Genomic DNA, 15129 nt, shown 5'->3' with positions numbered 1-15129 from the left:
TTTCCTCTCTCAATTGTTAACTATTTATCTATAGTGTAGATGATATATACAGTGTCTGTAGCATCCTCATTGCCATCAGCCTGTTTGATGCTCACTGTACTATCATCAACAATTTCTGTAGATGTTTCTGATATATAATTAATCTGCCCAGGGACTATGGTATTAACATTTTCGTTAACTATGGCAATCTGATAGCCCGTGAAGGTATCGCCTGCTATAACAGCCTGCGCCTCCCCCTTTGTACCATCTGCTACCTGACAGAATAATTCTTCAAAATCATAGCCTGCAGCTGCAGCGTCATCATAGCTTCCATTGAAAGTCTGATATGATGTAAAGCTGCTGTATGCATCTGCATCTTTGTAGGTTGTTTTGATGTAGGCTTTATCACCACTGATTTTGATTTTATCAAGTGTGATAGCCTTTTCTCCATAAGTATTGTTAAAGCTATCTATCAAATCTTTGGTGTAGGTTCTAAGCTCAGATTTAGAATAGATATCTGTATCAAAATCTGTGACCTCTTCAAAAACAACTTTACCGCTTTTATCGAAAGTAAGTGTACTATTTTCAGCTATGCTTCCAGAATTCATAACAAAGCCTATAAGCTTGATAATAAGAAATACTAGAAGTGCTAACACTGCCAGACATCCTATACCAAATAAAATGCGATTACGCATTACCTCTCGCTGTCTTCTTTTTCTTCTGGTTGCCTGAAGTTCTCTTGATGCAACTCCCTGTCGTGGACGACCTGCAGAGCTTCTTCCTGCAGTACTTCTACTTGCAGTATTTCTACTAGAGGTACTTCTACTGCCAGTACTTCTAGAATTTCTACCACGTGTACCTGTCGAACCACCAGGTCTACTTTGTGTCATAAAAATTCCTCACTTTTATATTTGTGCGACCTATAGTTTAATCGATAAGCCGCTAAAATTCTAGTCAATTCTTCTTCCGTTTCATTATTCAGTACAAAAGTATACAACTTTTCTATCTTAGATGAAACAATGAATTGCAATGTGTATAAGGTAGAATTGGATATTTCTGTTCCGGATTCGCGTTTTGCACAATCGGTGCACAACATTCCATGAAGTTTCACGGAAAAAGCAACAAGATTTTCTTTTTTCCCACAGGTCATGCATGAAAATACATTAGGATATTCACCATCTATAACCCAAGTCTTTAAATCGTAGATATTTTTCAAAAGTCGATGGGAGAATTTATCAGATTCTAAGGCTTTAAGACTTTGATACAAAAGTGCAAGCCTAGCTGTTTCATCCGCGCCTTCAACTGATAAATAATCTGCCACCTCCAAAAAATAGGAACCAAGACATACCTTGTCATAGTCCATGGCCAGATTGCGAAAATAGTTGGTGATGTTGGCCTTTGTTACATGATAGGAGCTGCGACCTTCAAATGCCTCAAAGGTGCCAAAACAAAATGGTGAACAGGCAGCAATCATTGGATTGTTTGGCCTGCGAGCCCCCTTTGCAAATCCTGTAACCCTTCCTGCTTCTTTGGTGAGAATCACAAGACGTCTATCAAATTCTCCTACATCTGAGCAGCTCAGAACAATCCCGGTAAGGGTTACAAGTCCCATTAATTAAATATCCTCTTTTTTATATCCAAAATTCTTAAGCTCATACTCGCTGTCTCGCCAATCCTTTTTAACCTTAACAAAAAGCTTAAGATTAACCTTGGCATCAAGGAGCTTTTCAATTTCATATCTGGAATTGGTGCCGATTTTTTTAATCATTGCACCACCTTTTCCTATGATAATTCCCTTGTGGCTGTTCTTTTCGCAGATGATAGTGGCCTCTATATCCCACATTGCCTTTTTGCCTGGGCGTTCCTTCATGCTGTCGATTTCGATAGCAATGCCGTGTGGCACTTCATCGTTAAGTGCATGAAGAGATTTCTCACGGATGATTTCAGCAGTGATTTCTCTTAAGGTCTGATTGGTGACTGTTTCCTCATCATAGAAAGCTGGTCCTTCTGGAAGATGCTTGAAAATGGTTGCAAGCAAATCATCACAGCCTTCGCCTCTAAGAGCAGACACTGGAACCACCTCGATAAATTCACATAAATCCTTGAAAGCCTGAATAGTTTCACCGACTTTTGCACCATCTGCCATGTCAATTTTGTTGATAACAAGAATCACTGGAGCCTCCGCTGTGGATAACAGCTCTGCGATTTTTTTATCTCCTGCACCAACTTTTGTATCTGGCTCAATAAGCCAGAGAATCAAATCAACTTCATTGATAGTGCTTTTGGCAGCAGTCATCATGTATTCACCAAGCTTGTTTTTAGCCTGATGCATACCTGGAGTATCAAGAAATACGATTTGACCTACTTCTTCATCTGTGTATACAGTTTGAATACGGTTTCGTGTCGTTTGTGGTTTGTTGCTTGTGATGGCAATTTTCTGACCGATGATATGGTTCATCAGTGTGCTTTTGCCAACATTTGGGCGACCAACTATGGTTACGAAACCTGATTTAAAATTACTCATATTTTTGGTTCCTCTGATTTACTTTAGTCCGCCTGTTACGCTATCAATGATACCTGCCCATTTTTGAGATCACTTTGTTATACTCCTCAAAAATGGGCAGCTATCATTGACAGCTACAGGCTCATTTAAATTTGATAGGTGTTCTATTTGCGTACGTTTTGGGGCAAAAATTAGGTTCGGTGTGAGTACGCTTGTTTAATATAGGCTTTCGACGTTGTCGAAAAGGTTACGATTTCTTTCGATGGCGTCTTCGTTGCCTACTACGCAGATGTTGCGCTGAGCTATGGCAGCTTCTATTGGGGCTGCAAGGGCTCTTATGTCTTCTACGGTGGCATCTAAGACTTCGTTACGGTTCTTTTGGATGTCTTCGTAGGTCATACCTGAAAGGTATGCATTAAGACCTCTGATTCCACGCTGGGATGGGGTAAGTGGTGTGTCCATTCCACTGATGGTTCCGATGATGTATTTTGTCATATCTCTATCATCAGCGTCGAAGTTTCTTAAGTACTCTCCTGTCTCCTCGAAAACCTTGATGGTTTCTGCAAGATTTGGATCACGGTAGGATACGAATACTAAATCACCTTGGCGTCCTGCGCTCATGTTACAACCGTATGCTCCTCCCTGGACTCTAACTTTAATCCAGAAATAGTCGTAACCTAAAATGGTGTTAAGAATTCTATATGTTCCGTTGTATTCAAAGCCCTCAGAAACAAAATTTCCAGCCATTGCAACATATTGAATCTGGGAAGCATCCTTTAAGGCTTCACGCACGTTATGTGGAGCAAATACTGTCTTTTCAAATACGTATTTCTCATCAGAAAGCTTTGGTCTGATTTCATCAACAAGTCGTCTTGTCTGGCTAAGTACCTCGCGTTTTCCTGTTGAAGAAACAATTAATCTATCCTGTGAGAAAATTATTCTACAAAGCTGATTTAGCTTTTCAATAGTCTCAGATTTTTTAGCGTCAAAGTTTTCCTCTAAATCGACGAGGAAACGGTAAAAGCTTAAGCCACTACCAGCCTCTGTGAAATTGGCCTTCTTTGAGATTCCGAGTCGTGCTCTTGTGGCTGCTATCTGATTGCCTCGGGCACTTAAAATAGATTCAAGGTGAGACTTTTCAGCTACAATAAGCTCCTTTAGGCGCTTCTCGTCTGAAAAATCTGTATTGAGCATCATCTCAAGAGCCAAATTAATTGCGGCATCAGCCTCGTCATATATGAATTTTGAACGAACCTGGAAGGTCATCTTAAAATCATCTTTAGAATGATATACCTCATGTATTGATGAATTGGTGGTTATACCTCCAGTGTGCAAATACATTTCATTAGTGAAATCTGTATAACTGTAATTTTTAGTGTCGAGCAAGCCAAGGAAACGTTCCAGCATTGAAACATATGGAACCCACTCAAGTGAAATATCTGAAATATCAAATACCATGTTAAAATAATGGATTCCATTGGTGCTGAGCTTGTGATGAAGGACAGTGGTTCCATCCTCATCAAACACCTCAAGGTCGATTGGTCTGGCCTCTCTGGTCAAATCAAATCTGGAAAGCATTGGGATTTTTGCTAAATCCTTCTTTGAGCTTGGTGTCTCCTGATATTCCTTGAGGTAGGCTGTATGTTCTACAACCTCCTTTATCTGCTCTGGTGTCATTTCAGATTTAAGCTTAGCGAGACGTTCCTTAAGCTCTTTATCATCTGAGCTGGTCATGCCCTGCTTTGGTCTTAGAGTGACGATTGATTTATGATTGTTTGAAAGCAGATAAACATCTGCAATGTAATCAAATAAGCCATTTTCAACTCTTGTTTTGATTTTATCTAAAATCTCTACTGCGTGCAGATGAAGGAATGGCTGATTCTTGTCATAAAGCCAGCTATCAAGGAGCTGCAGACCAATGATAAGTCCCTTTGGTGCGCTACCGAAATCAAGCTCTCTCGCTCTAAATTGCTCTGCATTAATAGAAGCAAAAAGTGTCTTTTTATCAATTCCCTTTTTGATTTCAGCCTTAAGAGTATTTTCTATAGTATCGACAAAACGCTGTTTATCTCTTTCATTGGCGCCACGAGCTACAATGCTGAAATACATCTGACGCTGTGAAGCCTCGAATGAACACTCTACATCCTCCGCGATATTGGCGTCGATAAGAGCCTGATAAAGTGGCGCTCCTGGTGCAGATACGAGGGCATAATTTAAAATATCAAAGGCTCTGTACATGTTAGGGTCAAGCACATCACCTATGCAGACATTGTATGAAAGATATGTGCTGTCCTCCGGATCCTGGTCTGATGCAATTGGATAATCAAAGGTCATCTCAACAGGCTTGTCAAAAGGCTTCTGAAGCTGAATTTCAGAATCAACCTCAAGATAGTCGTAATGGCGGAGATATTTAGTGTCTAAGTACTCTAATAATTCATCGATGTCCACATCACCGTAAACATAGATGTATGAATTGCTAGGATGATAATATTTGCTATGGAAAGCAAGGAAATCCTCATAAGTAAGTGATGGGATATCCTTTGGGTCACCGCCTGACTCAATAGCATAAGTGGTATCTGGGAACAATGAGTTTAAAATCTGACGGTTGAGCACATCATCTGGTGACGAAAATGCTCCCTTCATCTCGTTGTAAACTACACCGTTTATAGTAAGGTCACTGTCCTCATTTTCCATTTCATAGTGCCAGCCCTCCTGCTCAAATATCTCACGATATTTGTAGATATTTGGATGGAATACAGCATCCATGTAGACATCGATAAGATTCATATAGTCAGCATCGTTGGTGCTGGCGATAGGATAGACCGTCTTGTCAGGATATGTGATTGCGTTAAGGAAGGTGTTAAGACTTCCCTTTACCAGCTCAACAAATGGGTCCTTAACAGGATATTTGTCTGAGCCGCATAATACTGTGTGCTCTACGATGTGAGCCACACCTGTGGAGTCCTTTGGTGGAGTCCTAAATCCAATATAAAAGACTTTGTTTGGATCATCATTTGAGATGAAACAAATCCTAGCCTTTGTCTTTTTGTGTTCGAAAATAAATCCGAGAGAATCAAGTCCCTCAAGCTTTTCTTCCTTTAATAATTCGTATGATTTATTCATTAAAAACCTCTAAATTACTTTTCTTTTATGTGTACATCAAGCTGATTAAAGCAGATTTCCACGTGTTCCTTGTCAAATCTGTTTTTGATTTCTTCAAGCACGTCCCATTTTGTCTGCCAGTAGTATTCGGTCTCAACCCAAAATCTAAGACCAATCTGTACTGAGCTGTCAGCAAGCTCTGCCACGAAGACCTTTATTGGCTCTGATGTAATCAGATGGTCCTGCTTTTCAGCGATTTCATGCATAATTTTTTTAGCCTTTTTAATATCGCTATCGTAGCTGATGCCAACTGTTTCATTGAACATTCTGCGTGTTACAGATGTGCAATTAATGAGAGATGCTGATGAAAGTGTGCCGTTTGGAATCTGAACCATACGACCATCTATCATTTTAAGTGTGGTGTAGATGATATTAATCTTTTCTACAACACCTTCCTGGCCTGTGGCATGCTCGATGATGTAATCACCCACTCTGAATGGGTGCATGAGAAGAATGAGTATACCACCTGCGAAGTTTGAAAGTGCCCCCTGTAAGGCAAGACCAATAGTGACACCAAGACCTGCTACCGCTGCTGAAATGGATGTGGTAGTCACGCCAAATAAGCCTAAAATAATGGTAAAAAGGATGATATAGCATATCCATCTGATAACCGACTCTAAGAAGGTCTCTACGCCTGCATCAAAATCACGAAGGTCCATGGCTTTGTGGAAAAGCTTGATTATTCCCTTTATGATTTTAGTGCCTATGAAAAATACCACTAACGCAAGGACTATACACCACAAAAAGCTCCAAAATTTTGGAATCATGGCTTCTATCTGTCGTTGAAGCACTCCTTTTTGTATATCTTGAACTAGCTCTTCCGCTGTAACTGTATCTGTAATTGGTTCCAAAATAATTGCCTCCAGTTTTTTACAATCTGATTAAGTATAGCATAAATGCGCAAAAAAAACACCTCATCAGTCAGCTGCGCTGACAGCTTCCCCTCAAGGGGAAGCCTTCTTTTTTGCCTTCCCCTTGAGGGGAAGGTGCCCGAAGGGCGGATGAGGTGTTCTCTATATGTATATTCTATTTTATATCTTATGTATAAAAAGCCCACTCCTAAGCTTAGGCTCAAACCAAGTGCTCTTTGGTGGCATTAAAAGTCCTGCATCTGCAACTGCAAAAAGTTCTGCAATGCTGGTTGGATACATAGCAAAGGCTATTTTACTATCTGTCTGGCATCTACGTTCTAATTCATCAAGACCTCTGATACCTCCGACAAAATCAATTCTTTCATCTGTCTTTGGATCTTCAATTCCAAGAAGAGGCTCAAGAATTAAATTTTGAAGTAATGATACATCAAGCCCTTCCACTGGGTCATCTATAAGAAGCTCGCTTTTTACCTGACACAAATACCAGGTGGAGTCTAAAAGCATAGCCCACTGACCTTTTTTAGCAGGTCTGATTGGAGCTTCTGAGGTTTCAATAATATCAACAATGCTATCTAATTCCTCAAGGAATTCCTCTAGTGCAAGTCCATTCAAATCCTTGACCACACGATTGTAATCATAGATTTTTAATTCGTCATCTGGAAAAAGTACTGACAAAAAAAAGTTGAAATCTTCATGACCTGTGTAGCCTGGATTTTCCTCTCTTCGCTTCATTCCCACCTTTACTGCGCTGGCGGCACGATGGTGACCATCCGCAATATAGATGCTTTCCATTTTTTCAAAAGCAGTAGCTATCAAAGCTCTGCTCATCATATCATCTATAATCCAGCAGCGATGACTAATTCCATCCTCCGCTGTAAAATCATAGATTGGATTTCTGGTCTTTGCTTTTTCGACAATTCCAGTGATTGTCTCATCAGCTTTATAGGCTAAGAAAATCGGACCAGTTTGAGCGCTACAGGTATCCACATGGCGGATTCTATCCTGCTCCTTTTCTGCTCTGGTATTTTCATGCTTTTTAATCACTGAATTTGCATAGTCATCAATGGATGCCGCTGCCACAATTCCTGTTTGTGAACGACCATCCATAGTAAGCTCGTACACGTAATAGAATTCTTCATTGTCCTGGATGAATCGCCCCTTTTCAATCCAGTTATTTAACATTTCTGCAGCCTTTAAATAAACCTCATCTGAGTACATATCCACATCCTCTGAAAACTGTGTCTCAGGCCTGTCTATTGCAAGGAATGAACCTGGCTGCTCTTTTACCTTCTCGTATGCTTCTTTGCGATTATACACATCATAAGGAAGGGCTGCTATAATAGCAGCCTCTTCTCTTGATGGACGAATCGCTTTAAATGGTATCACATGTGCCATTTTATTTAACCACCCTAACTTTGATTACTCCATCTACATTTTTAATTTCTTCAACTACAGCATCAGTAAGCTTGCTTCCAAGATCAAGAAGTGTGTATGCATAGTCGCCACGGCTCTTATTTGTCATGTCATCTACGTTGACATTTTCTTTAGATAAGATTGTGGTAAAGCTTGCAATAAGACCTGCCTTATTCTTGTGAAGGATAGCTACACGAGATTCTGCTGTACATACACCCATATCACAATCAGGATAATTTACAGAATGGATGATGTTTCCATTTTCCATATAATCCATGATTTCCTTTACAGCCATAACTGCACAGTTATCCTCTGCTTCCTCTGTAGACGCACCAAGGTGAGGTGTGCAGATAACGCCCTTTTTGCCTGCTGTTGTAGGATTTGCAAAATCTGTAACGTAGTGACGAACCTTGCCTGCTTCGATACCATCGATTACAGCCTTTTCATCAACAAGAAGATCACGGGCAAAGTTAAGGATAACAACGCCCTTCTTCATCATCTGAACAGCTTCTTTATTAATCATACCCTTTGTAGCATCAAGAAGTGGTACATGAACAGTGATGAAATCACATTCCTTATAGATATCCTCTACGTTAGTAACATGCTTTACGTTGCGTGAAAGGTTCCAAGCTGCATTTACAGAAATGTATGGGTCGTAGCCAAGTACTTCCATGCCAAGATGTGTAGCGTCATTTGCCACCTTTACACCGATGGCTCCAAGTCCGATAACACCAAGCTTTTTGCCTGCAATTTCAGTTCCTGCAAAAGCCTTCTTAGCCTTTTCTGCAGTTTTGCCGATGTTTTCATCTCCCTGATTTTCAAGAACCCAGTTGATACCTCCTACGATATCACGAGATGCAAGAAGCATTCCTGCAAAAACAAGCTCCTTAACACCATTTGCATTTGCTCCTGGTGTGTTGAAAACTACGATACCTTCCTCTGCACATTTATCAAGAGGAATGTTGTTAACTCCTGCACCTGCTCTTGCGATACATGCAAGCTTGTTACCAAGCTCCATATCGTGCATAGCTGCTGAACGAACGAGGCAGGCATCTGCGTCACCGATTGTCTCTACCTTTTTGTAGTCTGTAGAAAAGTTAACTAAACCTTTATCTGAAATTGGATTTAAGCAATTGTAAGTAAACATTTATGCATTTTCCTCCTCAAACTTCTTCATAAACTCTACGAGCTTCTCAACACCTTCGATTGGCATTGCGTTGTAGATAGATGCGCGCATACCACCAACAGTTCTGTGACCCTTAAGGTTTACAAAACCAGCTGCAGTTGCCTCTTTAACAAATTTAGCATCAAGCTCTTCGTTGCCTGTAACAAATGGTACGTTCATAAGCGAACGGTCCTCTTTTCTTACTGTACCCTTGAAAAGCTTTGAAGAATCAAGGTAATCATATAAAATCTTAGCCTTCTTCTCGTTGAGCTCCTTCATAGCTGAAAGGCCACCGTTTTTTAGAAGCCACTTGAATACCTTGCCACAGATGTAGATATCGTAGCATGGTGGTGTGTTATAAAGGCTGTCATTATCTGCCTGAGTCTTGTACTTAAGCATTGTTGGTGTGCCTTCAAGTACATCATCACGGATAAGGTCCTCACGGATGATTACGATAACCATACCAGCTGGTCCAACGTTCTTCTGAACACCACCATAGATGATGCCGTACTTTGTCACATCAACTGGCTCAGAAAGGAAGCATGAGCTAACGTCTGCAACCAAATCTTTCCCCTTTGTATTTGGAAGAGTCTTAAACTTTGTGCCGTAGATAGTATTGTTCTCACAGATATATACATAATCCATATCATCTGTGATAGGAAGGTCTGAACAATCTGGAATATAGCTGAAGGTCTCATCTGCTGAAGATGCAAGCTCTACTGCCTCGCCATACATCTTTGCTTCCTGGAAAGCCTTCTTTGCCCACTGGCCTGTGATGATATAACCAGCTTTTCTATTTTTCATAAGGTTCATAGGGATAGCTGCAAACTGCTGTGAAGCTCCACCCTGAAGGAAAAGTACCTTGTAATTGTCAGGGATGTTCATAAGTGTTCTGATATCTGCCTCAGCATCCTTGATAATCTCATCAAATACCTTTGAACGGTGGCTCATCTCCATTACGGACATACCACAGCCCTTATAATCAAGCATCTCATCAGCTGCCTCTCTTAAAACCTCCTCAGGCAATACTGCTGGACCTGCACTAAAATTGTAAACTCTGCTCATTTCATTAATCCTCCTCGAAAAACTCATTAATAGGTGCTCCCGGTGCTACCATTGGCCATACTTTGTCATCTGAATTGATGATACAGTCAATAAGCACAGGCTTCTCGGATCGAAGTGCCTCCGACAATGCGGATTTAAACTCGTCCTGAGATGTAACCCTTACTCCTGTTGCGCCCATTGCCTCAGCCAACTTGACATAATCCACGCCATCATCAAGCACAGTTGCGGAATAGCGTTTTCCGTAGAAAATTGTTTGCCATTGTCTAACCATACCAAGCACGTGGTTGTTGACAACTATTTCTATGATTGGCAACTTTTCTCTCGCCGCTGTTGCCAATTCATTCATGTTCATTCTAAAGCAACCATCTCCTGCGATGTTGATGACTGTCTTGTCTGGATTTCCTGTCTTTGCACCGATTGCAGCGCCAAGACCGTAACCCATGGTTCCAAGTCCACCTGATGTAAGAAGCTGATGTGGCTTTTTAAATTTGTAGAACTGTGCAGCCCACATCTGATGCTGTCCCACCTCTGTAGTGATGATTGCATCGCCCTTTGTCTGGCGATAGGTTTCTGCCACAATATACTGGCCCGAAAGTCCCTCTGCTGGAACTGTAAGAGGATATTTTTCAGAAAGCTTTTGACAATTTTTAACCCATGTAGCGTGGCTTTGCTGATCTAGCATTTTGTTGATGCGTGAAAGTGTCTCTTTAACGTCACCTACCACTGCATGGTCTGTCATGATATTTTTATTGATTTCAGCTGGGTCTACATCAAACTGAAGAATCTTGGCATTGCTTGCGAATTTTTCTGGGTTGCCAAGCACTCTGTCTGAAAATCTGGTACCAACTGCTATAAGCAAATCACAATCTGATACAGAAAGATTTGAAGCCTTTGAGCCATGCATGCCAAGCATCCCAAGGTATCTTTCATCTGTACCATTGAAAGCGCCCTTTCCCATAAGTGTGTCGCAAACAGGTGCATCTACCAAATCAACAAATTTCTTTAAATCCTTTGCTGCATTAGCTAGAACTGCGCCACCACCTACGAAAATCACAGGCTTTTTAGCCTTTTTAATAAGCTTTACAGCCTCATTTAACGCATCCTCGGTGATACTCTTTTTAACACGACCTGTAGGAATTGGTTTCATTGGCATGTATTCGTATTTATTGTTTGGCGCTGTAATATCCTTTGGCACATCAATAAGTACAGGACCTGGTCTGCCGCTTTTTGCAATAAGAAAAGCGCGACGGATAGTCTCTGCCAAATCCTTTACATCCTTAACAATAAAATTATGCTTTGTGATAGGCATTGTGATGCCTGCTATATCTATCTCCTGGAAGGAATCCTTTCCTAAAAGAGGAAGTGTAACGTTGCAGGTGATAGCCACCATTGGAACTGAATCCATGTGAGCTGTGGCGATACCTGTTACAAGATTAGTTGCACCAGGACCTGAAGTTGCAAAGCAAACACCAACTTTTCCTGTTGAACGGGCATAGCCATCTGCTGCGTGGGCTGCGCCCTGCTCGTGGCTGGTAAGCACATGGTGAATCTCATCGCTGTGCTTGTAAAGCTCATCGTAGAGATTAAGAATCGCACCACCTGGGTAGCCGAATACAGTGTCTACCCCTTGTTCTTTTAAACACTCTATAATTATCTCTGAACCACTTAATAACATATCTTTACCTTTCTCACATTTCCTAGTCCGCCTGTTACGCTATCAAGTCTGTGTATCACTTTTTGAAATCGCTATCGTCGGCTAAAGCCTCCTGACATCAAATTTATTTGATGTCACTTTATCGCTATACTCCTCAAAAAGTGACACACAGCCTTGACAGCTACAGGCTCATCTATGAGCTGATAGATAACAATCTATTATATTACTCATGTAAATAATCAATAGATTAAAAGTGCAATATAATACTTGTAGTCGTAACTAAAGTATTACAATTCTGGTGTACGAAGAATCGCACCGCGATTTCCGCTGGTTACCTGAGCTGCGTAGCGGCGAAGATAGCCTGTGGTGACGCGTGGTTCACGTGGCTGCCATTTTGCTTTACGCGCTGCGAGCTCTTCGTCGGAAACCTTTAGTGTCATGGTGTAGTTTGGAATGTCGATGGCGATGATGTCGCCTTCTTCAACAAGTGCGATTGGACCACCTACGGCTGCTTCTGGTGAAACGTGTCCGATAGAAGCTCCACGACTGGCACCTGAGAAACGACCATCTGTGATAAGGGCTACTGATGAACCAAGTCCCATACCTGCGATTGCAGATGTAGGGTTAAGCATCTCTCTCATACCAGGGCCACCCTTTGGACCTTCGTAGCGAATAACGACTACGTCGCCTTCAACGATTTTGCCACCCTTGATGGCTGCGATTGCATCTTCCTCGCTATCAAATACTCTGGCTGGTCCTTCATGAACGAGCATCTCTGGAACTACTGCACTGCGCTTTACTACTGAACCGTCTGGTGCAAGATTTCCTTTAAGTACTGCAAGACCACCAGTCTTTGTATATGGATTATCCACAGGCCTGATTACCTCTGGATTTCTGTTTACCGCATTTGCGATATTCTCTCCCACTGTCTTTCCTGTAACTGTCATACAGTCTGTATTTAGAAGTCCTATATCTGCAAGCTCTTTCATAACAGCCCAAACACCGCCTGCTTCATTTAAATCCTCCATGTATGTAGGACCTGCTGGAGCAAGGTGACAAAGATTTGGTGTCTTTTCAGAAATAGGATTTGCAAATTCGATGTCAAAATCAAAACCGATTTCGTGAGCAATAGCTGGCAAATGAAGCATTGAGTTTGTAGAGCATCCAAGTGCCATATCTACTGTAAGAGCATTTAAAACAGCTTCCTTTGTCATAATCTGACGAGCTGTGATGCCCTTATTGTACATATCCATAACTGCCATACCTGCATGCTTTGCAAGACGAATTCTTTCTGAATAAACAGCTGGGATTGTACCATTTCCACGGAGGCCCATTCCAAGTGCCTCTGTAAGACAGTTCATGGAATTAGCTGTATACATACCTGAACAGCTTCCGCAGGTTGGACATACATTTTCTACGAAATTTTCAACTTCATCCTCTGTCATGTTGCCAGCGGCATGTGCGCCGACTGCCTCAAACATAGATGAAAGTGAACGCTTCTGACCTCCCACATGACCTGCAAGCATAGGACCACCTGATACAAATACTGTAGGAAGGTCAAGTCTTGCTGCTGCCATAAGAAGTCCTGGTACGTTTTTGTCACAGTTTGGTACCATAACAAGTGCATCAAACTGATGAGCAAGTGCCATACACTCTGTAGAATCAGCAATCAAATCACGTGTTACAAGGGAATATTTCATTCCTATATGTCCCATTGCAATACCGTCACAAACAGCGATAGCTGGGAACACTACTGGAACACCGCCTGCCTCGGCTACACCTAACTTTACGGCATCCACGATTTTATCAATATTCATATGGCCTGGTACGATTTCATTATACGAAGATACGATACCTACCATTGGCTTTTTCATTTCTTCAGGTGTGAAACCTAAAGCGTTAAACAAAGAACGAGCTGGAGCTTGCTGCATGCCAGCTCTTGCGTTATCACTTCTCATTTTTGACTCCTTTCAAAGCCTTCCCCCTCTGGGGGAAGGTGGCTGCGAAGCAGACGGATGAGGGTCGTATGTACATGCCCTCATCCGTCACCTGCGGTGACAGCTTCCCCCAAGGGGGGGGAAGCCTTTTATAATCTCTCTACGATTAAATCTCCCATCTGCACTGTACCGACCTGTGTCACGACCTCATCGCCACGTGGCATGATGTCGATGGTGCGATAGCCGTCCTCAAGAACTTTTTTTACCGCATTTTCGATAGCTGCTGCTTCAGCATCTAAATCGAAGCTGTAGCGAAGCATCATGGCTGCTGAAAGAATTGTAGCTATAGGATTGGCAATGCCCTGTCCTGCGATGTCAGGTGCACTGCCTCCAGATGGCTCATAAAGACCGAATTTTGTATCATTTAGGGAAGCTGACGAAAGCATTCCGATGGAACCGGTAACCATTGATGCTTCATCAGATAAAATATCTCCAAACATGTTCTCAGTAAGAATGACATCAAACTGTCCTGGATTTTTAACAAGCTGCATTGCACAGTTGTCCACAAGCATGTGCTCATATGTAACCTCAGGATAGTCCTTTGCCACCTCTTCCACGACCTTTCTCCAAAGTCGTGAGGAATCAAGAACGTTTGCCTTGTCTACAGATGTGACCTTTTTGCGACGCTTCATAGCAATGTCGAAACCACGTTTTGCAATACGGCGAATCTCACCTTCGCTGTATGTTAGGCTATCTCTTGCCACAAGCTGACCATCCTCTTCTACTGTGGAACGCTCACCGAAATAAAGACCTCCTGTAAGCTCACGCATAATCATCATGTCAAAGCCTTCGCCGATGATGTCATCTCTAAGTGGGCACGCTTCCTTTAATTCCTTGTATAGGTATGCTGGACGAAGATTTGCGAAAAGCCCAAGGCTCTTTCTTAGTTTTAGAAGGCCTGCCTCTGGACGCTTGTCAGCAGGAAGCTTGTACCATGGGCTTGTAGATGTGTTGCCACCGATTGAACCCATCAACACAGCATCTGAAGCTTTAGCTGCTGCAATAGCTTCATCTGTCAGTGGCTCACCTGTGGCATCGATAGAGCAACCACCCATAAGAATTTCTGTGTAATTGAATTGATGACCAAATTTTGTTCCTACAGCATCAAGCACCTTAACCGCCTCGGTAACAACCTCTGGACCAATTCCGTCTCCTTTAATTACGCCTACATTATAAGTCATAATAAATCCTTCCCTATTAAAACTATTTTAAACAGTTTAATACAGTAAAGCGTGAAATTCAAGAAGGCTAAGTCTTTTTTCTTATCTTTGACAAAATAGCCTAAATACTTCTAAAATAAATTTGGAGTGTTAGTAAAC

At 41.7% G+C, this 15129-nt stretch carries 11 protein-coding genes; all 11 read right to left on the bottom strand.

The features are described from left to right. Positions 1-20: 20 nt before the first annotated feature. The 11 genes from BLV53_RS10025 to leuB all read right to left on the bottom strand — a co-directional run bounded on the left by BLV53_RS10025 (position 21) and on the right by leuB (position 14991). Positions 21-869, bottom strand: a complete 849-nt coding sequence (locus BLV53_RS10025; protein WP_090300435.1) for a hypothetical protein — start codon at positions 867-869, stop codon at positions 21-23. Further along, positions 866-1591 carry a DNA repair protein RecO gene (gene recO, locus BLV53_RS10020; RefSeq protein ID WP_090300433.1) on the bottom strand — a complete coding sequence of 242 codons (726 nt, stop codon included), beginning with the start codon at positions 1589-1591 and terminating at the stop codon, positions 866-868. The genes BLV53_RS10025 and recO overlap by 4 nt, the downstream gene beginning before the upstream one ends. Positions 1592-1594: 3 nt before the next feature. Next, a complete protein-coding gene (gene era, locus BLV53_RS10015; protein ID WP_090300431.1) occupies positions 1595-2503 on the bottom strand; it encodes a GTPase Era in 909 nt (302 codons plus the stop codon). Positions 2504-2698: 195 nt separating this feature from the next. Then, positions 2699-5605, bottom strand: a complete 2907-nt coding sequence (locus BLV53_RS10010; RefSeq protein ID WP_090300429.1) for an insulinase family protein — start codon at positions 5603-5605, stop codon at positions 2699-2701. A 14-nt stretch (positions 5606-5619) separates the two neighbouring features. After that, entirely contained in the window at positions 5620-6495 is an 876-nt protein-coding gene (locus BLV53_RS10005) for a mechanosensitive ion channel family protein (RefSeq protein ID WP_090300427.1), read from the bottom strand. A gap of 180 nt (positions 6496-6675) precedes the next feature. Next, the gene (locus BLV53_RS10000; protein WP_090300425.1) at positions 6676-7911 is read right to left on the bottom strand and encodes a DUF1015 domain-containing protein; all 1236 of its coding nucleotides are present in this window, start codon (positions 7909-7911) and stop codon (positions 6676-6678) included. A gap of 1 nt (position 7912) precedes the next feature. Then, the gene (locus BLV53_RS09995) at positions 7913-9076 is read right to left on the bottom strand and encodes a phosphoglycerate dehydrogenase (protein ID WP_090300423.1); all 1164 of its coding nucleotides are present in this window, start codon (positions 9074-9076) and stop codon (positions 7913-7915) included. Then, positions 9077-10159: a 3-phosphoserine/phosphohydroxythreonine transaminase gene (gene serC, locus BLV53_RS09990; RefSeq protein ID WP_090300421.1), complete on the bottom strand. Its 1083-nt coding sequence runs from the start codon at positions 10157-10159 to the stop codon at positions 9077-9079. A gap of 4 nt (positions 10160-10163) precedes the next feature. Next, the gene (ilvB, locus tag BLV53_RS09985) at positions 10164-11834 is read right to left on the bottom strand and encodes a biosynthetic-type acetolactate synthase large subunit (RefSeq protein WP_090300419.1); all 1671 of its coding nucleotides are present in this window, start codon (positions 11832-11834) and stop codon (positions 10164-10166) included. A 266-nt stretch (positions 11835-12100) separates the two neighbouring features. Continuing rightward, positions 12101-13771, bottom strand: coding sequence for a dihydroxy-acid dehydratase (gene ilvD / locus BLV53_RS09980; protein ID WP_090300417.1), 1671 nt, complete (start codon positions 13769-13771; stop codon positions 12101-12103). 128 nt (positions 13772-13899) lie between these two features. Beyond that, complete coding sequence (gene leuB, locus BLV53_RS09975; protein ID WP_090300414.1) at positions 13900-14991, bottom strand: 3-isopropylmalate dehydrogenase; 1092 nt, start codon at positions 14989-14991, stop codon at positions 13900-13902. Positions 14992-15129: the final 138 nt, after the last annotated feature.

Origin of the sequence: Pseudobutyrivibrio sp. ACV-2 (assembly GCF_900107545.1) — a bacterium.
In the GTDB taxonomy this organism is placed as follows: domain Bacteria; phylum Bacillota; class Clostridia; order Lachnospirales; family Lachnospiraceae; genus Pseudobutyrivibrio.
This window is presented reverse-complemented; position numbering and strand designations above follow the sequence as displayed.